This is a genomic window from Halostella pelagica (genome assembly GCF_004762015.1).
Classification (GTDB): Archaea; Halobacteriota; Halobacteria; order Halobacteriales; family Natronoarchaeaceae; genus Halostella; species Halostella pelagica.
Map to the genome: position 1 here is coordinate 730599 of NZ_SJES01000001.1, position 16733 is coordinate 747331.

The 16733-nt window shown below is 65.0% G+C and carries 15 protein-coding genes and 2 tRNA genes; 3 read left to right on the forward strand and 14 right to left on the reverse strand.

Annotation, left to right across the window (positions count from 1 at the left end):
* Positions 1-68: 68 nt before the first annotated feature.
* The 8 genes from EYW42_RS03650 to EYW42_RS03685 all read right to left on the reverse strand — a co-directional run bounded on the left by EYW42_RS03650 (position 69) and on the right by EYW42_RS03685 (position 9563).
* Positions 69-683, reverse strand: a complete 615-nt coding sequence (locus EYW42_RS03650) for a 30S ribosomal protein S7 (protein WP_135533890.1) — start codon at positions 681-683, stop codon at positions 69-71.
* Positions 684-685: 2 nt separating this feature from the next.
* Complete coding sequence (locus EYW42_RS03655; RefSeq protein WP_135533891.1) at positions 686-1114, reverse strand: 30S ribosomal protein S12; 429 nt, start codon at positions 1112-1114, stop codon at positions 686-688.
* A 185-nt stretch (positions 1115-1299) separates the two neighbouring features.
* Positions 1300-1770: a NusA-like transcription termination signal-binding factor gene (locus EYW42_RS03660; RefSeq protein WP_135533892.1), complete on the reverse strand. Its 471-nt coding sequence runs from the start codon at positions 1768-1770 to the stop codon at positions 1300-1302.
* Complete coding sequence (gene rpoA2 / locus EYW42_RS03665) at positions 1770-2972, reverse strand: DNA-directed RNA polymerase subunit A'' (RefSeq protein ID WP_135533893.1); 1203 nt, start codon at positions 2970-2972, stop codon at positions 1770-1772. The genes EYW42_RS03660 and rpoA2 overlap by 1 nt, the downstream gene beginning before the upstream one ends.
* Positions 2965-5928 carry a DNA-directed RNA polymerase subunit A' gene (locus EYW42_RS03670; protein WP_135533894.1) on the reverse strand — a complete coding sequence of 988 codons (2964 nt, stop codon included), beginning with the start codon at positions 5926-5928 and terminating at the stop codon, positions 2965-2967. The genes rpoA2 and EYW42_RS03670 overlap by 8 nt, the downstream gene beginning before the upstream one ends.
* A gap of 1 nt (position 5929) precedes the next feature.
* On the reverse strand, positions 5930-7762 hold the full coding sequence (gene rpoB, locus EYW42_RS03675) for a DNA-directed RNA polymerase subunit B (protein WP_135533895.1): 1833 nt from the start codon (positions 7760-7762) through the stop codon (positions 5930-5932).
* Between the two features lie 3 nt (positions 7763-7765).
* Complete coding sequence (locus EYW42_RS03680; protein ID WP_135533896.1) at positions 7766-9334, reverse strand: DNA-directed RNA polymerase subunit B''; 1569 nt, start codon at positions 9332-9334, stop codon at positions 7766-7768.
* A 1-nt stretch (position 9335) separates the two neighbouring features.
* Positions 9336-9563 (reverse strand): DNA-directed RNA polymerase subunit H, encoded by a 228-nt coding sequence (locus EYW42_RS03685; RefSeq protein WP_135533897.1) that lies wholly within the window; start codon positions 9561-9563, stop codon positions 9336-9338.
* Positions 9564-9864: 301 nt separating this feature from the next.
* Between EYW42_RS03685 and EYW42_RS03690 the strand changes: the two genes are divergently transcribed.
* Positions 9865-9937 (forward strand) — tRNA-Asp (locus EYW42_RS03690).
* A 385-nt stretch (positions 9938-10322) separates the two neighbouring features.
* Positions 10323-10395, forward strand: a tRNA-Asp gene (locus EYW42_RS03695).
* 65 nt (positions 10396-10460) lie between these two features.
* Here EYW42_RS03695 and EYW42_RS03700 read toward each other — a convergent pair.
* Complete coding sequence (locus EYW42_RS03700) at positions 10461-11540, reverse strand: ATP-binding protein (protein WP_237561266.1); 1080 nt, start codon at positions 11538-11540, stop codon at positions 10461-10463.
* Positions 11541-11615: 75 nt separating this feature from the next.
* On the opposite strand from EYW42_RS03700, the gene EYW42_RS03705 reads away from it, so the two are divergent.
* Positions 11616-12065, forward strand: a complete 450-nt coding sequence (locus EYW42_RS03705) for a DUF7382 domain-containing protein (protein ID WP_135533898.1) — start codon at positions 11616-11618, stop codon at positions 12063-12065.
* A 153-nt stretch (positions 12066-12218) separates the two neighbouring features.
* On the opposite strand, the gene EYW42_RS03710 is transcribed toward EYW42_RS03705, so the two are convergent.
* The 5 genes from EYW42_RS03710 to EYW42_RS03730 all read right to left on the reverse strand — a co-directional run bounded on the left by EYW42_RS03710 (position 12219) and on the right by EYW42_RS03730 (position 16724).
* The gene (locus EYW42_RS03710) at positions 12219-12950 is read right to left on the reverse strand and encodes a protein-L-isoaspartate O-methyltransferase family protein (protein WP_135533899.1); all 732 of its coding nucleotides are present in this window, start codon (positions 12948-12950) and stop codon (positions 12219-12221) included.
* A gap of 119 nt (positions 12951-13069) precedes the next feature.
* Positions 13070-13708 (reverse strand): protein-L-isoaspartate(D-aspartate) O-methyltransferase, encoded by a 639-nt coding sequence (locus EYW42_RS03715; RefSeq protein WP_135533900.1) that lies wholly within the window; start codon positions 13706-13708, stop codon positions 13070-13072.
* Positions 13709-13711: 3 nt separating this feature from the next.
* Positions 13712-14368: an HVO_0476 family zinc finger protein gene (locus tag EYW42_RS03720; protein ID WP_135533901.1), complete on the reverse strand. Its 657-nt coding sequence runs from the start codon at positions 14366-14368 to the stop codon at positions 13712-13714.
* Between the two features lie 198 nt (positions 14369-14566).
* On the reverse strand, positions 14567-15712 hold the full coding sequence (locus tag EYW42_RS03725) for a DoxX family protein (RefSeq protein WP_135533902.1): 1146 nt from the start codon (positions 15710-15712) through the stop codon (positions 14567-14569).
* 61 nt (positions 15713-15773) lie between these two features.
* Complete coding sequence (locus EYW42_RS03730; RefSeq protein ID WP_135533903.1) at positions 15774-16724, reverse strand: aminopeptidase; 951 nt, start codon at positions 16722-16724, stop codon at positions 15774-15776.
* Positions 16725-16733 lie beyond the last annotated feature (9 nt).

Below are 16733 nucleotides of genomic sequence, written 5' to 3' on the forward strand. Positions count from 1 at the left end.
GGACGAACTGACCGGCGGCGAACGCTGTCGGCACTGGACGATGAGTGAGAAACGAGAGAGAGAAAAGATTACCGTGCGGCGGCGGCGACGCGCTCTTTCTCTTCTTTCTGATTGATCGAGTACGTCTGGACGTCGTAGTTAGCGGCACCGAGCAACTGGTCGGCGAGCGCCTCCTCGACGTCGGTCGTGCTCTTGAACGAGGCGTTGTACACGCCCTCGGCGATGAACTTCAGCGACTGGTCGACGCGGCGCTGCGGGGCGACGTCGACGGCTTTCGGGACGGAGATGCCACCGTACTTCAGGCGGACGGTCTCTTCGCGCGGCGCGGCGTTCTCGACGGCCGTGACGAGCACCTGCACGGGGTTTTCCTCCGTGCGGTTGTGGATGATATCGAACGCGTCGCGAACGATGTTCAGCGACTGCTGTTTCTTCCCCGTGTTCTCCTCGGTCTGCATCAGACGGTTGATGAGCCGCTCGACGATGCTGATCTCGGACTTCTGGAACTGCTTGGAAGCGTGACGACCCATCGTGTGTGCGATGGGAGTGACGGTGATGTACCGCTCGGTGGAGGGGTCGCCGTACTCGATGCCCGTGACCTCCCACCGGTCGAACAGCTTCGCACCGACGGCGTCGTCGTCCGTGCCCACCGGTTCGTCCGGTTCGGGCTGGTCCTCTGCCGCCATGGTTATCGCACCGGTTTCTCCGCGTTCCCGCGGACGAGTTCGATCAGGCTCACGCCGTTTACCTTCTCGACTTTGTAGTTGACGCCGGAGAGGTCGCCCATCGCTCGACCCTTCGCACCGCCGATGCCGGCGATAGTGACCTCGTCGTGTTCGTCGATGAAGGAGATAGCTCCATCGCCGGGACAGAAGGCGGTGACCTGCTTCCCGTTTTTGATCAGCTGAACTCGGACGCATTTCCGGATGGCCGAGTTGGGCTGTTTCGCTTCGATGCCCACCTTTTCGAGGACGATACCGCGACCCTGGGGCGCACCCTCAAGCGGGTCGGACTTCTCCCCGAGACCCCGCTCTCTGCGGGCGTACTCGGAGTCGGACCACCGTCGCTTCTGGCGGTCCTGCTTGAGTTTGCGCGCGGCGTACTTGCCGTTTGCCATAGTACAACCCAGTAGCTAACGGAGGCACTTAAGCATCCCCTTTTGCGACGGGGAGTTACGGAAGCAGGAGCCTCGACAGGGGGTGATAACGGTATCTGAACGCGTTTCGCTGGACTAGTTCTGCGCGACGTACGAGCCGAATCCGGTCAGGAGAACGGCTGAGAGGAGACGGGGAGACCCGACCGCTACGTCAACTGTACGTCGTCGATGTCGTAGTGGCGCTTCGCCAGCGTCCGCGCAGTGTCGATGTTTTCGCCGCCTTTACCGATAGCCGCGCCGGTGTCTTCCTCCGCGACCTCGGCGTAGGCGATCGTTTCGTCGTCCTCGCTTATCGTCACGTTGTACACCGCGGCGGGCGACAGGGCGTTGGCGACGAACGCCTCGGCTGTGTCGGCGTCCTCGACGAGTTTGACGTCCCTGCCGATACGGTCCTCGACGCGGCGGACGTGCTGACCGCCGGGACCGATGGCCTCCGCCATCTCGCCCGCGGTCACGAGGATGACCACGCGGTCGTCGCCCGGTCCGTCGTCGGCCGAGTCCGCCGCGTCGTCGGACTCACCCTCGAAGACGACGCAGTCCCGCGCCGTTGCGTCGGTCGCCTCCTCGAAGGCGGCGATGAACTGCCGTGCAGCGTCGGTGAGGGTGCGTGTCGGCATCAGTCAGCCTGTCCGGACTGCCGGCTGAACGACCCCATCTTAAGGTCGACGTCGCCGGTACCCAGCTTGATCGGCTTGCCGACGATGACGTTCTCGGTGACGCCGTTCAGGTCGTCGACCTCGCCGTGGATGGCGGCGTCGAGCAGGTGATTGACGGTCACCTCGAACGCGGCGCGGGCCAGCACGGAGTCTTTCGACCCGGAGATCCCGTGCCGGCCGATAGACTCGATCGTTCCCTCGTTGGTCATGATGTCCGAGACCAGCATCAGGTGCCGGACGTTCACGTCGTCAAGCCCCTGCTCTTCGAGCGTGTCCATCGTCTCGTTGATGATCGCCTCGCGGGCGGCCTCGACGCCGAGATTGCGGTAGATCTCGTGGATGTTGTTGCAGGTCGTTCGGGAGGCGTCGACGCCCTCGATAGAGAGCACGTCGCCGAAGGCAGACCCCTCGGTGTAGAGGACGAACTCCTCGCCGGAGTCTAGCTCCTCCTTGCGGATGACGACGCGGCTGACCTCCTCGATACCCTTGAAGGTGATGTCGCGCAGTTCCTCGACGAGTTGCAGGAGGTCGCGGTAACTGGGCTCCTCGGGGCCGAACTCGACGCTGGTCCCGTCCTGAACCGTCGTGACGCCCAGCGAGTCCTCGATGATCCCGGCGATCTCGCCGGCGATCTCGTCCGTGCTGTCGACGCGCGGCCAGCGTTCCTGCAGCGTGTCCTCGTTCAGGCTGATCTGGACGCGCATGTCGGCGACGTTCGTGGAGATGTCGCCGAGCGCGAGGATCTTCGTCGCCTCGATCCCCCAGACGACCTCGTGGGCGCGCTCGCGGTCGTCGGCGTACTCGTCCTCCAGAAACACCGTCATCATCGGCGTGTCGGGAGTTTTCCGAGCGTCGACGAGTTCGATGAGCCGCGGAAGCCCCTGCGTGACGTCGATCTCCGCGACGCCCGCGTAGTGGAACGTGTTCATCGTCATCTGGGTGCCAGGTTCGCCGATCGACTGCGCGGAGACGGTGCCGACCGGGTCGAGCGGGTCGACCCGCGTGTCGAGATAGCGGTTCTCGACCGCCTTTGCGATCTGGTCGGCCTGCTCGACCGTGACGCCGTCTCGCTCGTCGACCGTGCTGTACACCTGGTCTTTCAGCCGCTTCGGGAGGTTCGTGTCCTCCACGACGGCCTCGATGTCGTCGGTGATCTCAGTCATCGTTCACCTGGGGGGCTTCGGAAGCGACGCTCGTTGCGCCGCGGTCACCGGCGGCGTCCATCCGCCGGGATTCGGCGTGTTCCGAGAGATTGGTTGCCGGTTGCTTCTCGCCGAGGAACTCCTGGAGTTCGTCGCCGTCGAACTCGGCTTCCAGAACCCGGTCGGCGATCCTGTCGACGTCGATGTCGTTCTCCTCGCCGGAGGACACCTTCACGGGACTGGTGCTGTCCTCTCCGAACTCGAACTGGACGATGGTGTCGCCGGTGTCGCGGACGGTACCGTCGTACTGCGTCTCCAGTTCGGACAGGGCGTTGATGAGACGGCGCTGCAGGTATCCGGACTTCGACGTCCGGACTGCCGTGTCGACCAGACCCTCTCGGCCACCCATCGCGTGGAAGAAGAACTCCCGCGGGGTCAGGCCGTTCGTGTATGAGTTCTGTACGAAGCCGTGGGCGTCGGCCGACAGGTCGTCGGGCTTGTAGTGACTCAGGGTGCGGTCCTCGTAGCCGCGGTTGATCCGCTCGCCGCGGACCGCCTGCTGGCCGACACAGCCGGCCATCTGAGTCAGGTTGAGCAGCGACCCACGCGCCCCGGACTCGGCCATCACGACTGCCGGGTTATCGTCGTCGAAGTGCTCCTCCGCGATGTCGCCCGCGTTGTCACGCGCGCGGCCGAGCGTCTGCATGATCTTCATCTCCAGCGTCTCGTCGACGGTGCGGCCCGGGAGCGACTCGAGGTCGCCGTTCTCGTACGACTCGATCAGCTCCTCGACGCGGTCGTTCGCGTCGGTGATCGTCTCGTTGATGCGCTCCTCGGCGACCTGCGGCACCGTCTCGTCGTCGATGCCGATGGAGAACCCGAAGTGCATGATAGAGCGCATCGCCAGCGAGGCGACCTCGTTGATGAACTGTCGGGCTCGCGTCTTGCCGTACACCTTGGCGATGGTGTCGACGACTTCGCCGCCGAACGCGCCGACGCCGCCCTCGTCGATGGTGCCCTCGACGAGCTGGCCGTCCTCGACGACGACCGTGTCGCCGGCCTCGCTCGTGAACTCCAAGTTGAGGTCGTCGGGCAGGAGCTCCGAGAAGGCGTCCCGTCCGGTCCAGTACGGTTCGCCGTCCTCGTACGTCCCGCTCGGTTCGGGCAGTTCGTCGATGCGCGTAGCGCGCAGCAGGTCCAGTGCCTGCGTCTCGTTGAACTCGGGGTTCGTGTGTGTCAGCAGGTACGTCCCGCTGATGTGGTCCTGGATGGCCCCGATGATGTTCTCCCCGAAGCGCGGGCTGAGGATCTGTTCTTGCACGCGCATGAGGACGCGCGCCTCCGCGCGGGCCTCCTCGTTTTGCAGGGCGTGCATGTTCATCTCGTCGCCGTCGAAGTCCGCGTTGTACGGCGGGCAGACGACAGTGTTCAGCCGGAACGTCTTGTACGGCATCACGACGACTTCGTGCGCCATGATAGACATCCGGTGAAGCGACGGCTGGCGGTTGAAGACGACGATGTCGCCGTCGATGAGGTGACGGTTCACCTCCCAGCCCGGTTCGACCTTCTCCGCGAGCTCCTCGCAGTTCTTCTCGGTCACCTTCAGCCGGCGACCGTCCGGTCGTCGGACGTAGTTCGCGCCGGGGTGACCCTCGGGACCGTTGGAGACGTAGCGACGAGCGTCCCGGAGGTTCCGGTCGTTGACGTTCATCGTCTGGGTCATCTCCTTGGCGACGCGGTCTGGGACGCCGACCTCGTTCAGGCTGAGCGTCGGGTCCGGGGAGATGACGGTCCGGGCAGAGAAGTTAACGCGCTTCCCGGACAGGGAGCCGCGGAAGCGGCCTTCCTTGCCCTTGAGGCGCTGGCTGAGCGTTTTCAGCGGGCGGCCGGAGCGGTGACGCGCCGGCGGCGTCCCGCTGATCTCGTTGTCCATGAACGTCGTGACGTGGTACTGCAGCAGTTCCCAGAGGTCCTCGATGATCAGTTGGGGCGCACCGGCCTCGCGGTTCTCCATGAACCGCTGGTTGATGCGGATGATGTCGACCAGCTTGTGCGTGAGGTCGTCCTCGCTCCGCTGGCCGTTGTCGAGCGTGATGGAGGGGCGGGCCGTCACCGGCGGCACCGGTAGCACCGTCAGGATCATCCACTCGGGTCGGGAACGCTCGGGGTTGATGCCGAGTACCTCGATGTCCTCGTCCGGGATGTCCTCGAACCAGTCCCGGATGTCGCTCGGCATCAGCTTGTTCATGTCCTCCTCGGTGAGGTCGATCCCGAGGGCCTTCTCTATCGCCTTGCGGTCCTCCTTGCGCGGTCGGAACTCGCCCGAGAGGATCTCGTTGACGCGCGAGAGGACGATATCTGTCTTCTCGGCGAGTTCGTTGGGGCTGGTCGGCTCCTCGTCCTCCTCGTCGTCGCCCTGCATCGCTGCGGCGATCTGTTCCGGGTACTCGCTGGAGAGGACCTGCTGAACCTCGTAGTACGTCGTCGGTTTCTCGTGGTTGATGTCAAACTGGACCTCGCCGCAGTGCGGACAACGGTCCGCCTTGCGGGCCTGCCGGATGGCGGCCTTCGTCACGTCGTTGACGTCGTTATCGAGGTCTTTCGTCGTCTGGAGCTGGTCGAGGAACTCCTGTTTTTCGTCCTCCGTCAGCGTGAGCCGCGAGCACTCGCGGCAGGTCCCTCGAAGCAGACGGCGAATGAGCTTCGTGAAGCCGACGTGGATGACGGGCGCGGCGAGTTCGATGTGGCCGAAGTGACCGTTACAGGAACCGGAGTGCTGTCCGCAGGTCTTGCACTCCAGGCCGGGGTCGATGACGCCCAGACGCGGGTCCATCAACCCCATGTCGATGGGGAACCCGTCGTCGTCGTAGGTGTCGGCCGTGATGATCTTCGTGGCGCTCATGTCCCGATACTCCTCGGGGTCCATCAGCCCGAAGCTGATTTCGCCGATCTCTTTGGGTGTCTGGTTCGTGGGCATGTTAGACTGCGTCCTCCAGTTCCAGTCGCGGCGCGATACCGAGCGCCTTCATCTCGTCTAGCAGGAGCTTGAACGCGTAGCTCATCTCGATCTCGTGGACGTCCGTCTCCTCGTCACAGTTCGGACAGTAGACGCGCTGTTGCTCGACGTTCTCGACGGCACTCATTCCGCAGTTGCCACAGACGTGGATGAACTCTCGGTCGGACTCGTCGAGGAGTCGTTCCTTGAGTGCCATCGCCGCGCCGTGCCCGATGAGAACGTCGCGTTCCATCTCCCCGACGCGTAGGCCGCCCTCGCGGGCGCGGCCCTCGGTCGGCTGGCGGGTCAACACCTGCACCGGCCCGCGCGAGCGAGCGTGCAGCTTGTTCGAGACCATGTGGTAGAGCTTCTGGTAGAAAATGGTCCCGACGAAGATCTCCGCCTCGATCTTCTCGCCGGTGACGCCGGAGTACATGATCTCCTTCCCGCTGGAGTCGAAGCCTTTCTCCTCCAGCGACCCGCGGAGTTCGTCCTCGTCCTCGCCGGTGAAGGCGGTCCCGTCGACGCGGCGGCCTTCAAGCGACCCGACCTTACCGCCGATCATCTCCAGTACGTGGCCGACTGTCATCCGCGACGGTAGCGCGTGCGGGTTCAGGATGAGGTCCGGCACGACCCCCTCCTGCGTGAACGGCATGTCCTCCTGGGGAGCGATGTGACCGACGACACCCTTCTGGCCGTGTCGCGACGCGAACTTGTCCCCGAGTTCGGGGATACGCTCGTCACGGACGGACACTTTCGAGAGCTTGGAGCCGTCCTCGCCCTCCATCAGCGTCACCGTGTCGACCACGCCGCTCTCACCCGAGCGCATGGTGACGCTCGTCTCGCGGCGCTTCTGGGGCGACAGACCGCCCATGTCGTCCGGTTCTTCGAGGAACCGGGGCGGGCTCGTCTTGCCGAGCAGGACGCTGTTCTCGTCCACCTGCGTCTCCGGGTTCACGAGGCCGTCCTCGTCCAGATGCGTGTAGGCGTCCTCGCCGCGAGCGCCGCGGACGTCCTGGCTCGGGATCTCGAAGCGGTCCTCCTGTCCGCCGGGGTAGCGCCGTTCCTCGCCCTCGTAGGTGCGCAGGAAGTGCGAACGGGCGAGCGCGCGGTCGACCGACCCGCCGTTGAGCACGAGCGCGTCCTCGATGTTGAACCCCTCGTAGGACATGACCGCGACGACGAAGTTCTGCGCCGCGGGGCGGTCGTCGTAGCCGATCTGCTCGGTAGTCTGGGTCTTGACCATCGAGAGCTGCGGGTAATGCAGGAGATGCTGGCGCGTGTCCGGGCGGATGCGGTAGTTCGCCGCCGGCAGGCCGAGCGACTGCTTGACCATCCCCGCGCCCATCGTAATGCGCGGCGAGGCGTTGTGTTCCGGGTACGGGATCATGCCCGACCCGATACTGAATATCAGCTGCGGGTCGATCTCCATGTGCGTGTGGTCGACGGAGACGTCGTCGTTGTCGACGGCGACGTAGATGTCTTCTTCCTCCTCGGCGTCGATGAATTCGATGTAACCGCTATCGACAAGGTCGTCGAAGTCGAGCGACCCGTCTTTGACGGCTGCGATCTCGTCGTCGGAGACGAGCGTCTCGCCCTCTTCGACGACGAGCAGCGGGCGGCGGGCGCGTCCCGCGTCCGCGTTGACGATGACTTCGCGAGTGCGGTCTTTCACCGAGACGTTCACCATCTCGCTGACGTCACCGCGTCGCCGTGCTTCTCGGATCTGTTCCGCGAGCTGGTTCGGGTCCGGGTGGGTCCCGACCAGGCTCCCGTTGACGTAGACTTTCGCCTCGCGTTCTTGTTGCTGACTCATGTGTTAGTCCCCCTCCGCGCGTCGGTCGACGCCTTCGATGCCGGGGATGCCCTCGACACCCATCGACGCCAGTTCTCGTTTCAGTCCCTGTTCGTCCTCGACGTTCTGCGAGAGCTCCATCGCCTGCGCGAAGTTCTTCACCAGGCCGCAGTTCGGTCCCTCGGGCGTCTCCGACGGGCCGATGCGTCCCCACTGAGTCGCGTGCAGGTCACGCGCCTCGAAGTGAGGCTGCGAACGGCTAAGCGGCGAGCGCAGCCGTCGCAGGTGCGACAGGACACCCATGAAGTTCGTCCGGTCGACGAGCTGGGAGACGCCGGAGCGGCCGCCCACCCAGTTCCCGGTCGCGATGGGGTGTTCCAGCCGTTCGGTCAGTACGTCCGAGCGGACAACGGTGTTGACCGACAGCTGACGGTTGCGCATGTTTGCGCGTTCGAGCTGGTACTTCACGTCCCGGGCGAGCTTGTTCAGCGCCGTCCGGAAAAGGTCCCGCATCAGGTCGCCGCTGACCTTCAGCCGCTTGTTCGCGTAGTGGTCCTTGTCGTCGGACTCGCGGCGGCCGAGCGCGAGTTCGAAGCAGGCCTCGGCCATCCGGCAGAGGTAGTACGCCTTGTTGATTCGGACGTCTTCCTCGTCGACGCCTTCCTCGTGGAGGTGCGGGAGGAGATAGCGGTCGATGACGTAGTTCGCACGCTTTAGCTGGTAGTTCTTGCCCTGGCCGCTGGCGACGCGTTCGCCGAGTTCCTCGATGGCGCCTTCCTCAGTCTGGACGTCGGCCGCCTCCAGGTTCTCCAGCATGAACTTCACTATCTCCGGGTCGTCGGAGACGCGGTGAACGATCTCCTCGTCGGATTCCAGGCCGAGCGCCCGGACGAGCGTGACGAAGTTAATGCTCCCCGAAACCGACGGGAACGACACTTCGAGCAGGCCGTCACGGGTTCGCTCGACGAGAACCAGCGCGCGGTACCCCCGGCGCTGTGAGAACGTCTTCGCGACCTGGATCTCGTCGCCGTACTTCGTGTCGTACTCGGCGAGGATCTTGTTCGGCGCGAGGTCCTCGCTCGTCATCAGCACACGTTCGGAGCCGTTGACGATGAAGTAGCCGCCGGGGTCAGCGGGGTCTTCGCCGATCTCGATTAGCTCCTCGTCGGAGAATCCTGCGATGTTACACTTGTCCGAGCCGACCATGATCGGCATGCGACCGACCTTCGTCTCGGTGCTGTCGACGACTCGGTCTTCGCCCTCCTCGGGGTCGCCCTTGACGATCTCCATCTCCATGAACACGGGCGCGGCGTAGGTGATGTTCCGGAGACGGGCTTCCTGCGGATACAGCAGTTCTTCGCTACCGTCGGCCTCGCGAACGCGCGGCGTCACGATGCGGACGTCGCCGAGTTCGACGTGAACCGGTTCCTCGCCCTCCTTGTCGCCGATGTCTGTGTCGATAGTCTCTTTCTCGTTGACGACCTCCTGCATTCCACGGTTAAGGAAGGCGTTAAACGAGCGGTAGTGGTGTTCAGCGAGCCGTTCTTTTCCGAAATACTCCTTCGAGATCGAACGTCTGTCTTCTTGTTCCATATTATTCTACGACCAGTCGGTACACGACTGCTTGGTCTGTTGTTCGGGAGTCCCGGATGATCTCGATCACGTTGCCCACCTCGGCCTCGTCCGGCAGCGCGGGGTCGGCGCGTTTGATCTTCGGCAAGTCGGTCCGGTCTATGTCGTACTCGGCCAGCACCTCGTCGACCTCGGCCTCGTCGAGGACGGAGTGCTCTGGTACCAGGTTGTGTTGGCTTACGTCTACCATGTGTGTCTGACTAGGGAAGAAGCGGCTATCACGAGATACTACAGTGAGTTACACACGGGGATGATTTAAGGCTTACCAAGTCAATTGGCACGCGCGGCTAGGCAAGAAAAGGGCGGATCCGACGGCGGCCGAGATCAGCTGTGTTGTCGATCAGGTATCCGGAACGACGTGAGAAGAGTATAAATCGTTTGTGGGGAGATGGCACGGATCTGCCCGACTGCGGACGTGCGCAGGTCACTCACACGGCGGGGATCTTTGGAAAGTCTTAAGGGTGTAACCCGGATACGATAGGATGCGTTCAGCCCGGGTGGTGTAGTGGCCCATCATATGACCCTGTCACGGTCGTGACGCGGGTTCAAATCCCGCCTCGGGCGCTTCTTCGATTTCTACCCTTCGAGCGACCGCCTTGCGTGTCGCGAACACCTGCAAAATCGAAGAGCGGCGCGTCCGTGATTTGAACTACGGGACGAGGGAGCGCCGCGACCGAAGTCCAGATGGTTCAAATTCCGACTGACTTCGTCAGTCGACGTGCGCGACGGAATCGCGTACTCCCGCCTCGGGCGCTTCTTCCGAAACTCGACTTCTTAGCGAGACGTTTCATCGCCGAGCGACGCCGCTGAAAACGTGTGGAAACTGACAAAGGGATTTGAACACGACGAGTCGCACGGCGGACTGCAGGGCGGTGACTATCCACACGGGTCCAGGCCGAAATCGACACCCCTTAATAATGGCAGGCAGAACGTACGATTGCAGAGGAAAGCCCGGGTGGTGTAGTGGCCCATCATATGACCCTGTCACGGTCGTGACGCGGGTTCAAATCCCGCCTCGGGCGCTTCTTCCGAAACTCGACTTCTTAGCGAGACGTTTCATCGCCGAGCGGTGCGGCTACTGGCAGACTCAATTCTCATCGCTCGCCCGCGGACTCGCTCCGCCGTGAACCGTGTCCCGCTCTCGAACACGCACCGCGTGAACTGCCTCGCTGGCGTCATCGACGAGCGTGATCTCGCCCGGGTTAGTCGGCGACCGTTCGGCGAACGACGCTCCCATGTACGTCGGACGCGCGGCTTCCAACGCCTCGCGGTCTGCCCGAGATGTCAACCGATGGGCCAGCACCAGATCGGCCTGCGAGACGGCGACCGCGGGGAGTGCGCTGGGCCGTTGCGTCGCCGCGACGAGGCTGACGCCGGGATGTCTGCCGCGAGTCAGGAGCCGTCGAAGCGCCGGGCCTGCCACGCCGTCGAAGAAGGCGTGCGCCTCGTCGACGAGAACCCACGGCAGGCGGTCAATCGACCGACTGACCCGCGCCTCGTATACCCCCGCGGCGACGGCACGGACGACCGCGTTCATCGCGGCTTCGGAGAGTCCGGATACGTCGAGAACGGTCACCGCCCCGGACGCGATGTCAGCGGCGGTCAGGCCGTCCGGCGCGAACACGCCCCACGAATCAGCGAGCGCGAGGTGGTTCGACGCCGCCCGGCGCTGTTCGGCGGGAGCGTCGGCGTCGCTTGCTCTCGCTCGCATCTCCGCGAGCGACCCCGCGGCAGCCGCCGACTGCCACACCAACGCGCCCGCGCCAGACGAGGGTTCGAGACCGAGCATCTCGCACCACGCTCGCGGCGGGACGGCGTCTGCCGTCACCGACGGCGACGACCGAACGCACCCTGTCACGTCGCCGCCGTCCGCCGCTAACCCGTCGAACACACCCATCGGATCGACGACGATGGGAGCGACGCCCGATGCGCGGGAGAGCTCTTCCGCGAGGACGCCGAGAGTGTAGGACTTGCCGTATCCTCGCTTACCGACGACGAGCGCGGCGTGGGGACCGTCGACGTCGAGGCGACACGGCGCACCGGAACTCCCGTCGCGAGCGCGGAAACGGCCGAGGGAAGCCGTCGGCCCGTCGGCGTCCGCGCGGCCGATCACGTCGGTCCGAGGACCGTCGGCGGACGGGTCGTGGGGTCGGTCGTCCGGAGTCACAGCGGGTGTGGGCCCACTATCGTATTTCAACCCCCGGACGAGGGTTTATGTAGGAAACCGGGGCCACACCGGGCCATGCGAAGGTTCGACCGATTCGCCGACGACGAACGCGCTATCGAAGGGTTACCGATCCGACTCGTCATCGCACTCGTCGTCGGCGTCGCCAGTCTCGGCGTAATGATGAACATGTTGAGCGGCGTCGGTAGCCTCGCGGTGACCGAACTCGACGCGGAGCCGTCCCCGGATGTAGTGACACCGGGGAACCAGGATCTCGAAGTGCTGGTCGTCGACGAGGACGGGAACTCCGTGGCTGACGCGACGGTCGTCGTGCGCGGCGATTCGGCAGACCTCGACGAAACGAAGACGGCGACGACCGGCGACGACGGGACGGCGACAATCGCCGTCTCGCCGGAACTCGGGCCGAATCAGGACGAGGGTGAACTGGAGGTGGATATCAAACCGCCGAGCGGCGACGAGTACGTCGACCGGAGAGCGAACACGGCGATACTCGTGGTCCAAGACTGATACTGTCGGGTGTCATCCCTTGAATGGTATCGAACCCTCGGAGGTCCGAGTACCGTTCCGAAGTGACAGCCGACAGTATGAGACGCGGACGGGTCGGCTGGGAGACGGAGCCGAAGCCGGAGAGATGAAACACCGACCGGCGGTCCCGCACTGTCAGCCGTCCCAGTTTATCCAGTCCTGTTCCCACCCGCGACGGGACTGCGCCTCGCGTCTGGCGATCTCGCGGTCCTCGCGGGCCGTCCGGTTGCGTTCGATTGATCCGGACTGCTCACCCTCGACGAGCAGCGGCGAGAACGCGACGGAACCGAGCGACGTCGATCCGTCGTTCTCGACCGCAGTCAGCGTTTGTTGTTTCGTGCCCATCGGCATCACGAGGCGCCCGTCGTCTGCGAGCTGGTCGAGGAGGGCGTCCGGCGGCTGAACGGCGGCGGCCTCCAGCAGGATGCGGTCGAAGGGAGCGTACTCGGGAAGACCATCTGCGCCATCGCGGCAGTCGACCAGAACGCCCTCGTAGCCGGCGTCCGCGAGGTTCTCCCGCGCGTCGAGTACGACGCAGCGGGTGATATCGATAGCGTGTACGTTCGCCTCGCCCGCGATCTCGGCGAGGACGGCCGCGGTGTAGCCGACGCCAGCGCCGACGACGAGAACCGAGTCGTCCGGCTCGGGCTGGAGCGCTTCAAGCAGGCGTGCAGCGGTGCTGGGCGCGAGGACACGCGTGCCGAGGCGTTCGTGTGCGGTGTCGGCGTAGGCGGCCCGCTCGTCCGTGACGAACTCGTGGCGCGGCACCGCGCGCATGGCGACGCTGAGGCGGTCGCTCCGGACGACCCCCTTGGCCTCGTGTTCGAGGCTGTCGACCATGTCGTCGCGCAGTACGGCGGGTTCCATACTCGATCTACCGACCTCGACGGTTAAGAATCGCGCGCTTGGGTCCGGGACTGTCTGTCCCTGTCCTATCAACGCGGAGAAACAATCGCGGCTCCCGGCCGCGTTGTGACGTCGTGGCGTTACTTCCCGCGCATCTCCACGAACCGGACGCCACCGTGGTCCTCGCGTTCGAGGCCGACCTCGGTCTTGCGGAGCAGTTCGAGCCGCTGACGGCGGTTCCCGACGGGAGCGAGGACCCGACCGCCGGTCCGAACCTGTTCGAGGACGGCGTCCGGCACTGATGCAGTCGCACAGGTGAGATACGCGGCGTCGTAGGGGGCGTGTTCGGGCCACCCCTCGTGGCCGTCTCCCTGACGGATCGATATCTCGCCGTAGCCGAGGCTCGCGAGCGTTTCGTGCGCCCGTTCGGCGAGAGCGGCGCTGTATTCGACGCTATAGACGCTCTCAGCCCCGACGACTTCGGCGGTGACAGCGGCGTGGTACCCGCATCCAGTGCCGATTTCCAGCACCGTCTCGCCGGGCGAGAGATCGAGCACGTCCGTCATGATGGCGACCATGTGCGGCGCGCTGATAGTCTGGTCGTCGCCGATCGGCAACGGGTGGTCCTCGTAGGCCCTGTTGCGCCGGGGTTCGGGGACGAACTCGTGACGCGGGACCGCACGCATCGCCTCCAGCGTCGCCTCGTCGTCGACCCGCTTCGCGAGTCGGTCGACGAGCTTGTCCCGTCGGTCCACGTAGTTGTTCCCACCCCCGAACATGGCTTACCAGGCGGACCAGGCGGACGTCGTCTCGTCGCGTGCGTACAGGCGGTTGATGTCTTTCGCCATCGCGCTGTCGCCCTCGTAGTCGAGTTTGTCGAACCGGTACCCCTCGGCGTCGTCGCGGATCGCGATCCCTTCGACGGTGAACTCCTCGTCGCCGAACGATTCGGTTTCACCGACTTCGAACTGGTAGTCGCCCGGTACGTGGACGTCGATGCTTCGAGTATCCTCGCGACCGCCGGTCCCTTCTTTCGGGTGGATCGTCGTGTTGACGCTGACGTTGCCGACTGCACGGGTCCAGAACGTTTCGACGTCTTCGACGCTCGCTTCCTCCACCCGTCGCTGTTCGCCGACTTCCAGACCGGTGATGCGAACGGTCATGATCGCCTCTTCGGTTTCGAGAACGAACTCCTCGCCGACGGCGACGCTCTCCTCGGGCGGGGCCTCGACGGTCGCGGTGAACGATTCACCTTCCTGCGAAACGACGACGTCCCGCGTGACGTCCTCGTCAGTCTCGATACTCGTCTTGTGAACGTGGCTACACTCCGTACAGCGGACCGTTGCCTGTCCACCGGGCTTGAGCACCTCGTGGACGGTTTCGACGTCCGGTGAACAGGACGGGCACGTGACCCCGACCCGCTCGGAAACCTCAGTCATACCCGGTTGTACTGGCCGTGAGCGTAAAAGGGATCGGAGTCTCACGTTAGCGGTCGTCCGGGCATCGTACGTATCGGTAGAAGCGATGTATCCGTCGGGGACAGCGAACTCACTCGATTACAGAGCGACGGCTACGATCTCGGGGCGGAGTGGGAGCAAGCGGGCGGTTCCGGCCCACAGCCGTCACTCGCGGAACCGTTACTCGGGCTCGGATGGGCCGCCGGCTCCGACATCTCCGGCTGGCGCTTCCTCGACATCCGTCGCTTCCTCGGTTCCGGTCGTCGACGTGTCGACCGTCGCCGTTCGACCGTGAAGCCAGTTGTCGAGCGCGAGGGGGCCGCTACCCGTGATGAACAGCAATGATGCGAGGCCGAACAGCGAGATGTGCGCGATGACGGGGTCGTCGGCCAGGCCGAACAGCGTGGTGGTGAACAGGACGAAGGCGACGGCGGCACTGGCGCGAGTGAACAACCCCAGTATCAGTATGAACCCCAGCGCCATCTCCGTCAGACCGGCACCGACGACCCACATACCGGGTTCGACCGGGACGACCGCAGTCAGATCGTACTTCTCGACGACCTGGAGCGCGCGGCCAGGGTTCAGTAGCTTCTCGACGAACCCGAGGATGATGAAATTGACGCCAAGAGCGATCCTGACGGCCGTCGCCGCGTAGTCCTCGTAGGGGGAGACGAGAGCGTCGAACCGACGGGAGACGCCCCGGACGGGGTCGATCTCGGAGTACATCGTCCGGTCGTTGTCCGCGAGTTCCTTGAACATCTGGTCGGCACTGGGCCGGCCGCTTCCGACGAGGACGATAGCTAGCAAGGCACCGACGTACTCGCTCGCGAGGAGGAGCAGGGGATCGAACGGGAGGCGCACGAGGTAGCCGATCAGGCCGATGGCGGCGACGAACCGCGTTGCGAACCCGAAAAGCAGGAAGAAGCCGATGCCGACCTGAAACAGCCGCGTCACCGCAGGGACGGCAGGGCTGAAGAAGTAGCCCGCGAAGCCCGCGCCGACGAGGGGGAGCCCGACGCTCAGGCGGAGCATCCACGGGACGAGGTCGACATACTCCTGGAGCGTGGTCCGCAACACGGCCAGATCGTACGCGGCCGGTCGGAATCGAAGGTATCCGGCGACCGTCGCGGCGAGAGCGAGGCCACCGCCCGCGAACAACGCGGCGTTCACCGGATCGCCCAACACGTCGACGACGAACCGAATCGCGTCGACGGGACCCCCTGACCCCTCAGTGACGTACCTGACGTGCGCTCGCGCTCGCCCGCTGACCGCGACCAGCGCGCCCGTCACCGCGACGAACCAGGCGGCCGTGCGTCGGAGTACCATACAGACGTGTACGCAGGGCACTGCCAAAAGGACGGCGCGGAACGACCGCCGAGGCCGCGTCTCAGACCCCCTCCGGTAGTTCGACGGCTTCGCCGTCCGCGTACACCGTCGGGTCGCGGATGATCCCGTCGAGGTGGATAGGGGCGTCCGTGTCGCCGCCGATGCCCGCGTCGTCGCCGAGGGCGATGTGGACAGTGCCGCCGGCTTTCTCGTCTAACAGAACAGACCCGACGAGTTCCGTGACGGCGACGTTCGTCCCGATGCCGAGTTCGGCGAGGTTGTACGCCGCGTCGCCCACCTCGTCGGCTGCCGCCTCGACCTGTCCGCGGATGTCGTCGTCGCTGATCGAGGTGACGTAGCCGTCTTCGACTTCGAACTCCAGGGTCTCGCCGTCGTCGAGCAGGCCGTGGGGCATCATCGTCCCGTCGACGACGTACGTCCCGTCGGCGCTCTCGGGGCTGACGAACACCTCGCCCGCGGGCAGGTTAGAGAAGTCACCCGGGTCGCGGACCATGCCGGTGTCCGAGAGCCACTCGCGGTCGCCCGGATAGAACGTGATGTCGGTGCCGCGCTCCGTCGTCACGCGGACCTCCTCCGCGTCGCCTACCCGTTCCAGCATCGCCTCGCACTCGGCGGCGATGGACTCGTAATCGGCGTCCAGTCCCGTGGTGAACACCTCTTCAGTGATGCCGGGGAGGGTCGCACCGCGAGCGCCCGCCTCGCAGGCCTCGCCGCGTGCGCGGGTGTGGCTCAGGCTCTTCGTCGTCGGTGCGAGAAACACGTCGGCCTCCCGCATCGCCGCCGCGACGGGGGCCGGCGGTTCCTCGCCGTGCTGGTCACCCGGCGGGTACCGCAGGAGCGTCGCGTCGTCGGTGATCTCGCTCGCCACCTCGTACAGCGCCTCGCCGATCGCCTCGCGCTTGTCATCGGTGACGACGGCGCAGGACTCCTCGGTCCCGAGGTTCAGACACTGTTCGACCGCCGTCTCGGCGGAGTTCCGGAGGTCGCTCATGGGGAGACG

Excerpts from the sequence above, each read along its gene's own strand:
- EYW42_RS03650 (WP_135533890.1), bottom strand. The coding sequence starts at position 683 with ATGGCGGCAGAGGACCAGCCCGAACCGGACGAACCGGTGGGCACGGAC.
- EYW42_RS03655 (WP_135533891.1), bottom strand. The coding sequence starts at position 1,114 with ATGGCAAACGGCAAGTACGCCGCGCGCAAACTCAAGCAGGACCGCCAG.
- EYW42_RS03660 (WP_135533892.1), bottom strand. The coding sequence starts at position 1,770 with ATGCCGACACGCACCCTCACCGACGCTGCACGGCAGTTCATCGCCGCC.
- rpoA2 (WP_135533893.1), bottom strand. The coding sequence starts at position 2,972 with ATGACTGAGATCACCGACGACATCGAGGCCGTCGTGGAGGACACGAAC.
- EYW42_RS03670 (WP_135533894.1), bottom strand. The coding sequence starts at position 5,928 with ATGCCCACGAACCAGACACCCAAAGAGATCGGCGAAATCAGCTTCGGG.
- rpoB (WP_135533895.1), bottom strand. The coding sequence starts at position 7,762 with ATGAGTCAGCAACAAGAACGCGAGGCGAAAGTCTACGTCAACGGGAGC.
- EYW42_RS03680 (WP_135533896.1), bottom strand. The coding sequence starts at position 9,334 with ATGGAACAAGAAGACAGACGTTCGATCTCGAAGGAGTATTTCGGAAAA.
- EYW42_RS03685 (WP_135533897.1), bottom strand. The coding sequence starts at position 9,563 with ATGGTAGACGTAAGCCAACACAACCTGGTACCAGAGCACTCCGTCCTC.
- EYW42_RS03705 (WP_135533898.1), top strand. The coding sequence starts at position 11,616 with ATGCGAAGGTTCGACCGATTCGCCGACGACGAACGCGCTATCGAAGGG.
- EYW42_RS03710 (WP_135533899.1), bottom strand. The coding sequence starts at position 12,950 with ATGGAACCCGCCGTACTGCGCGACGACATGGTCGACAGCCTCGAACAC.
- EYW42_RS03715 (WP_135533900.1), bottom strand. The coding sequence starts at position 13,708 with ATGTTCGGGGGTGGGAACAACTACGTGGACCGACGGGACAAGCTCGTC.
- EYW42_RS03720 (WP_135533901.1), bottom strand. The coding sequence starts at position 14,368 with ATGACTGAGGTTTCCGAGCGGGTCGGGGTCACGTGCCCGTCCTGTTCA.
- EYW42_RS03725 (WP_135533902.1), bottom strand. The coding sequence starts at position 15,712 with ATGGTACTCCGACGCACGGCCGCCTGGTTCGTCGCGGTGACGGGCGCG.
- EYW42_RS03730 (WP_135533903.1), bottom strand. The coding sequence starts at position 16,724 with ATGAGCGACCTCCGGAACTCCGCCGAGACGGCGGTCGAACAGTGTCTG.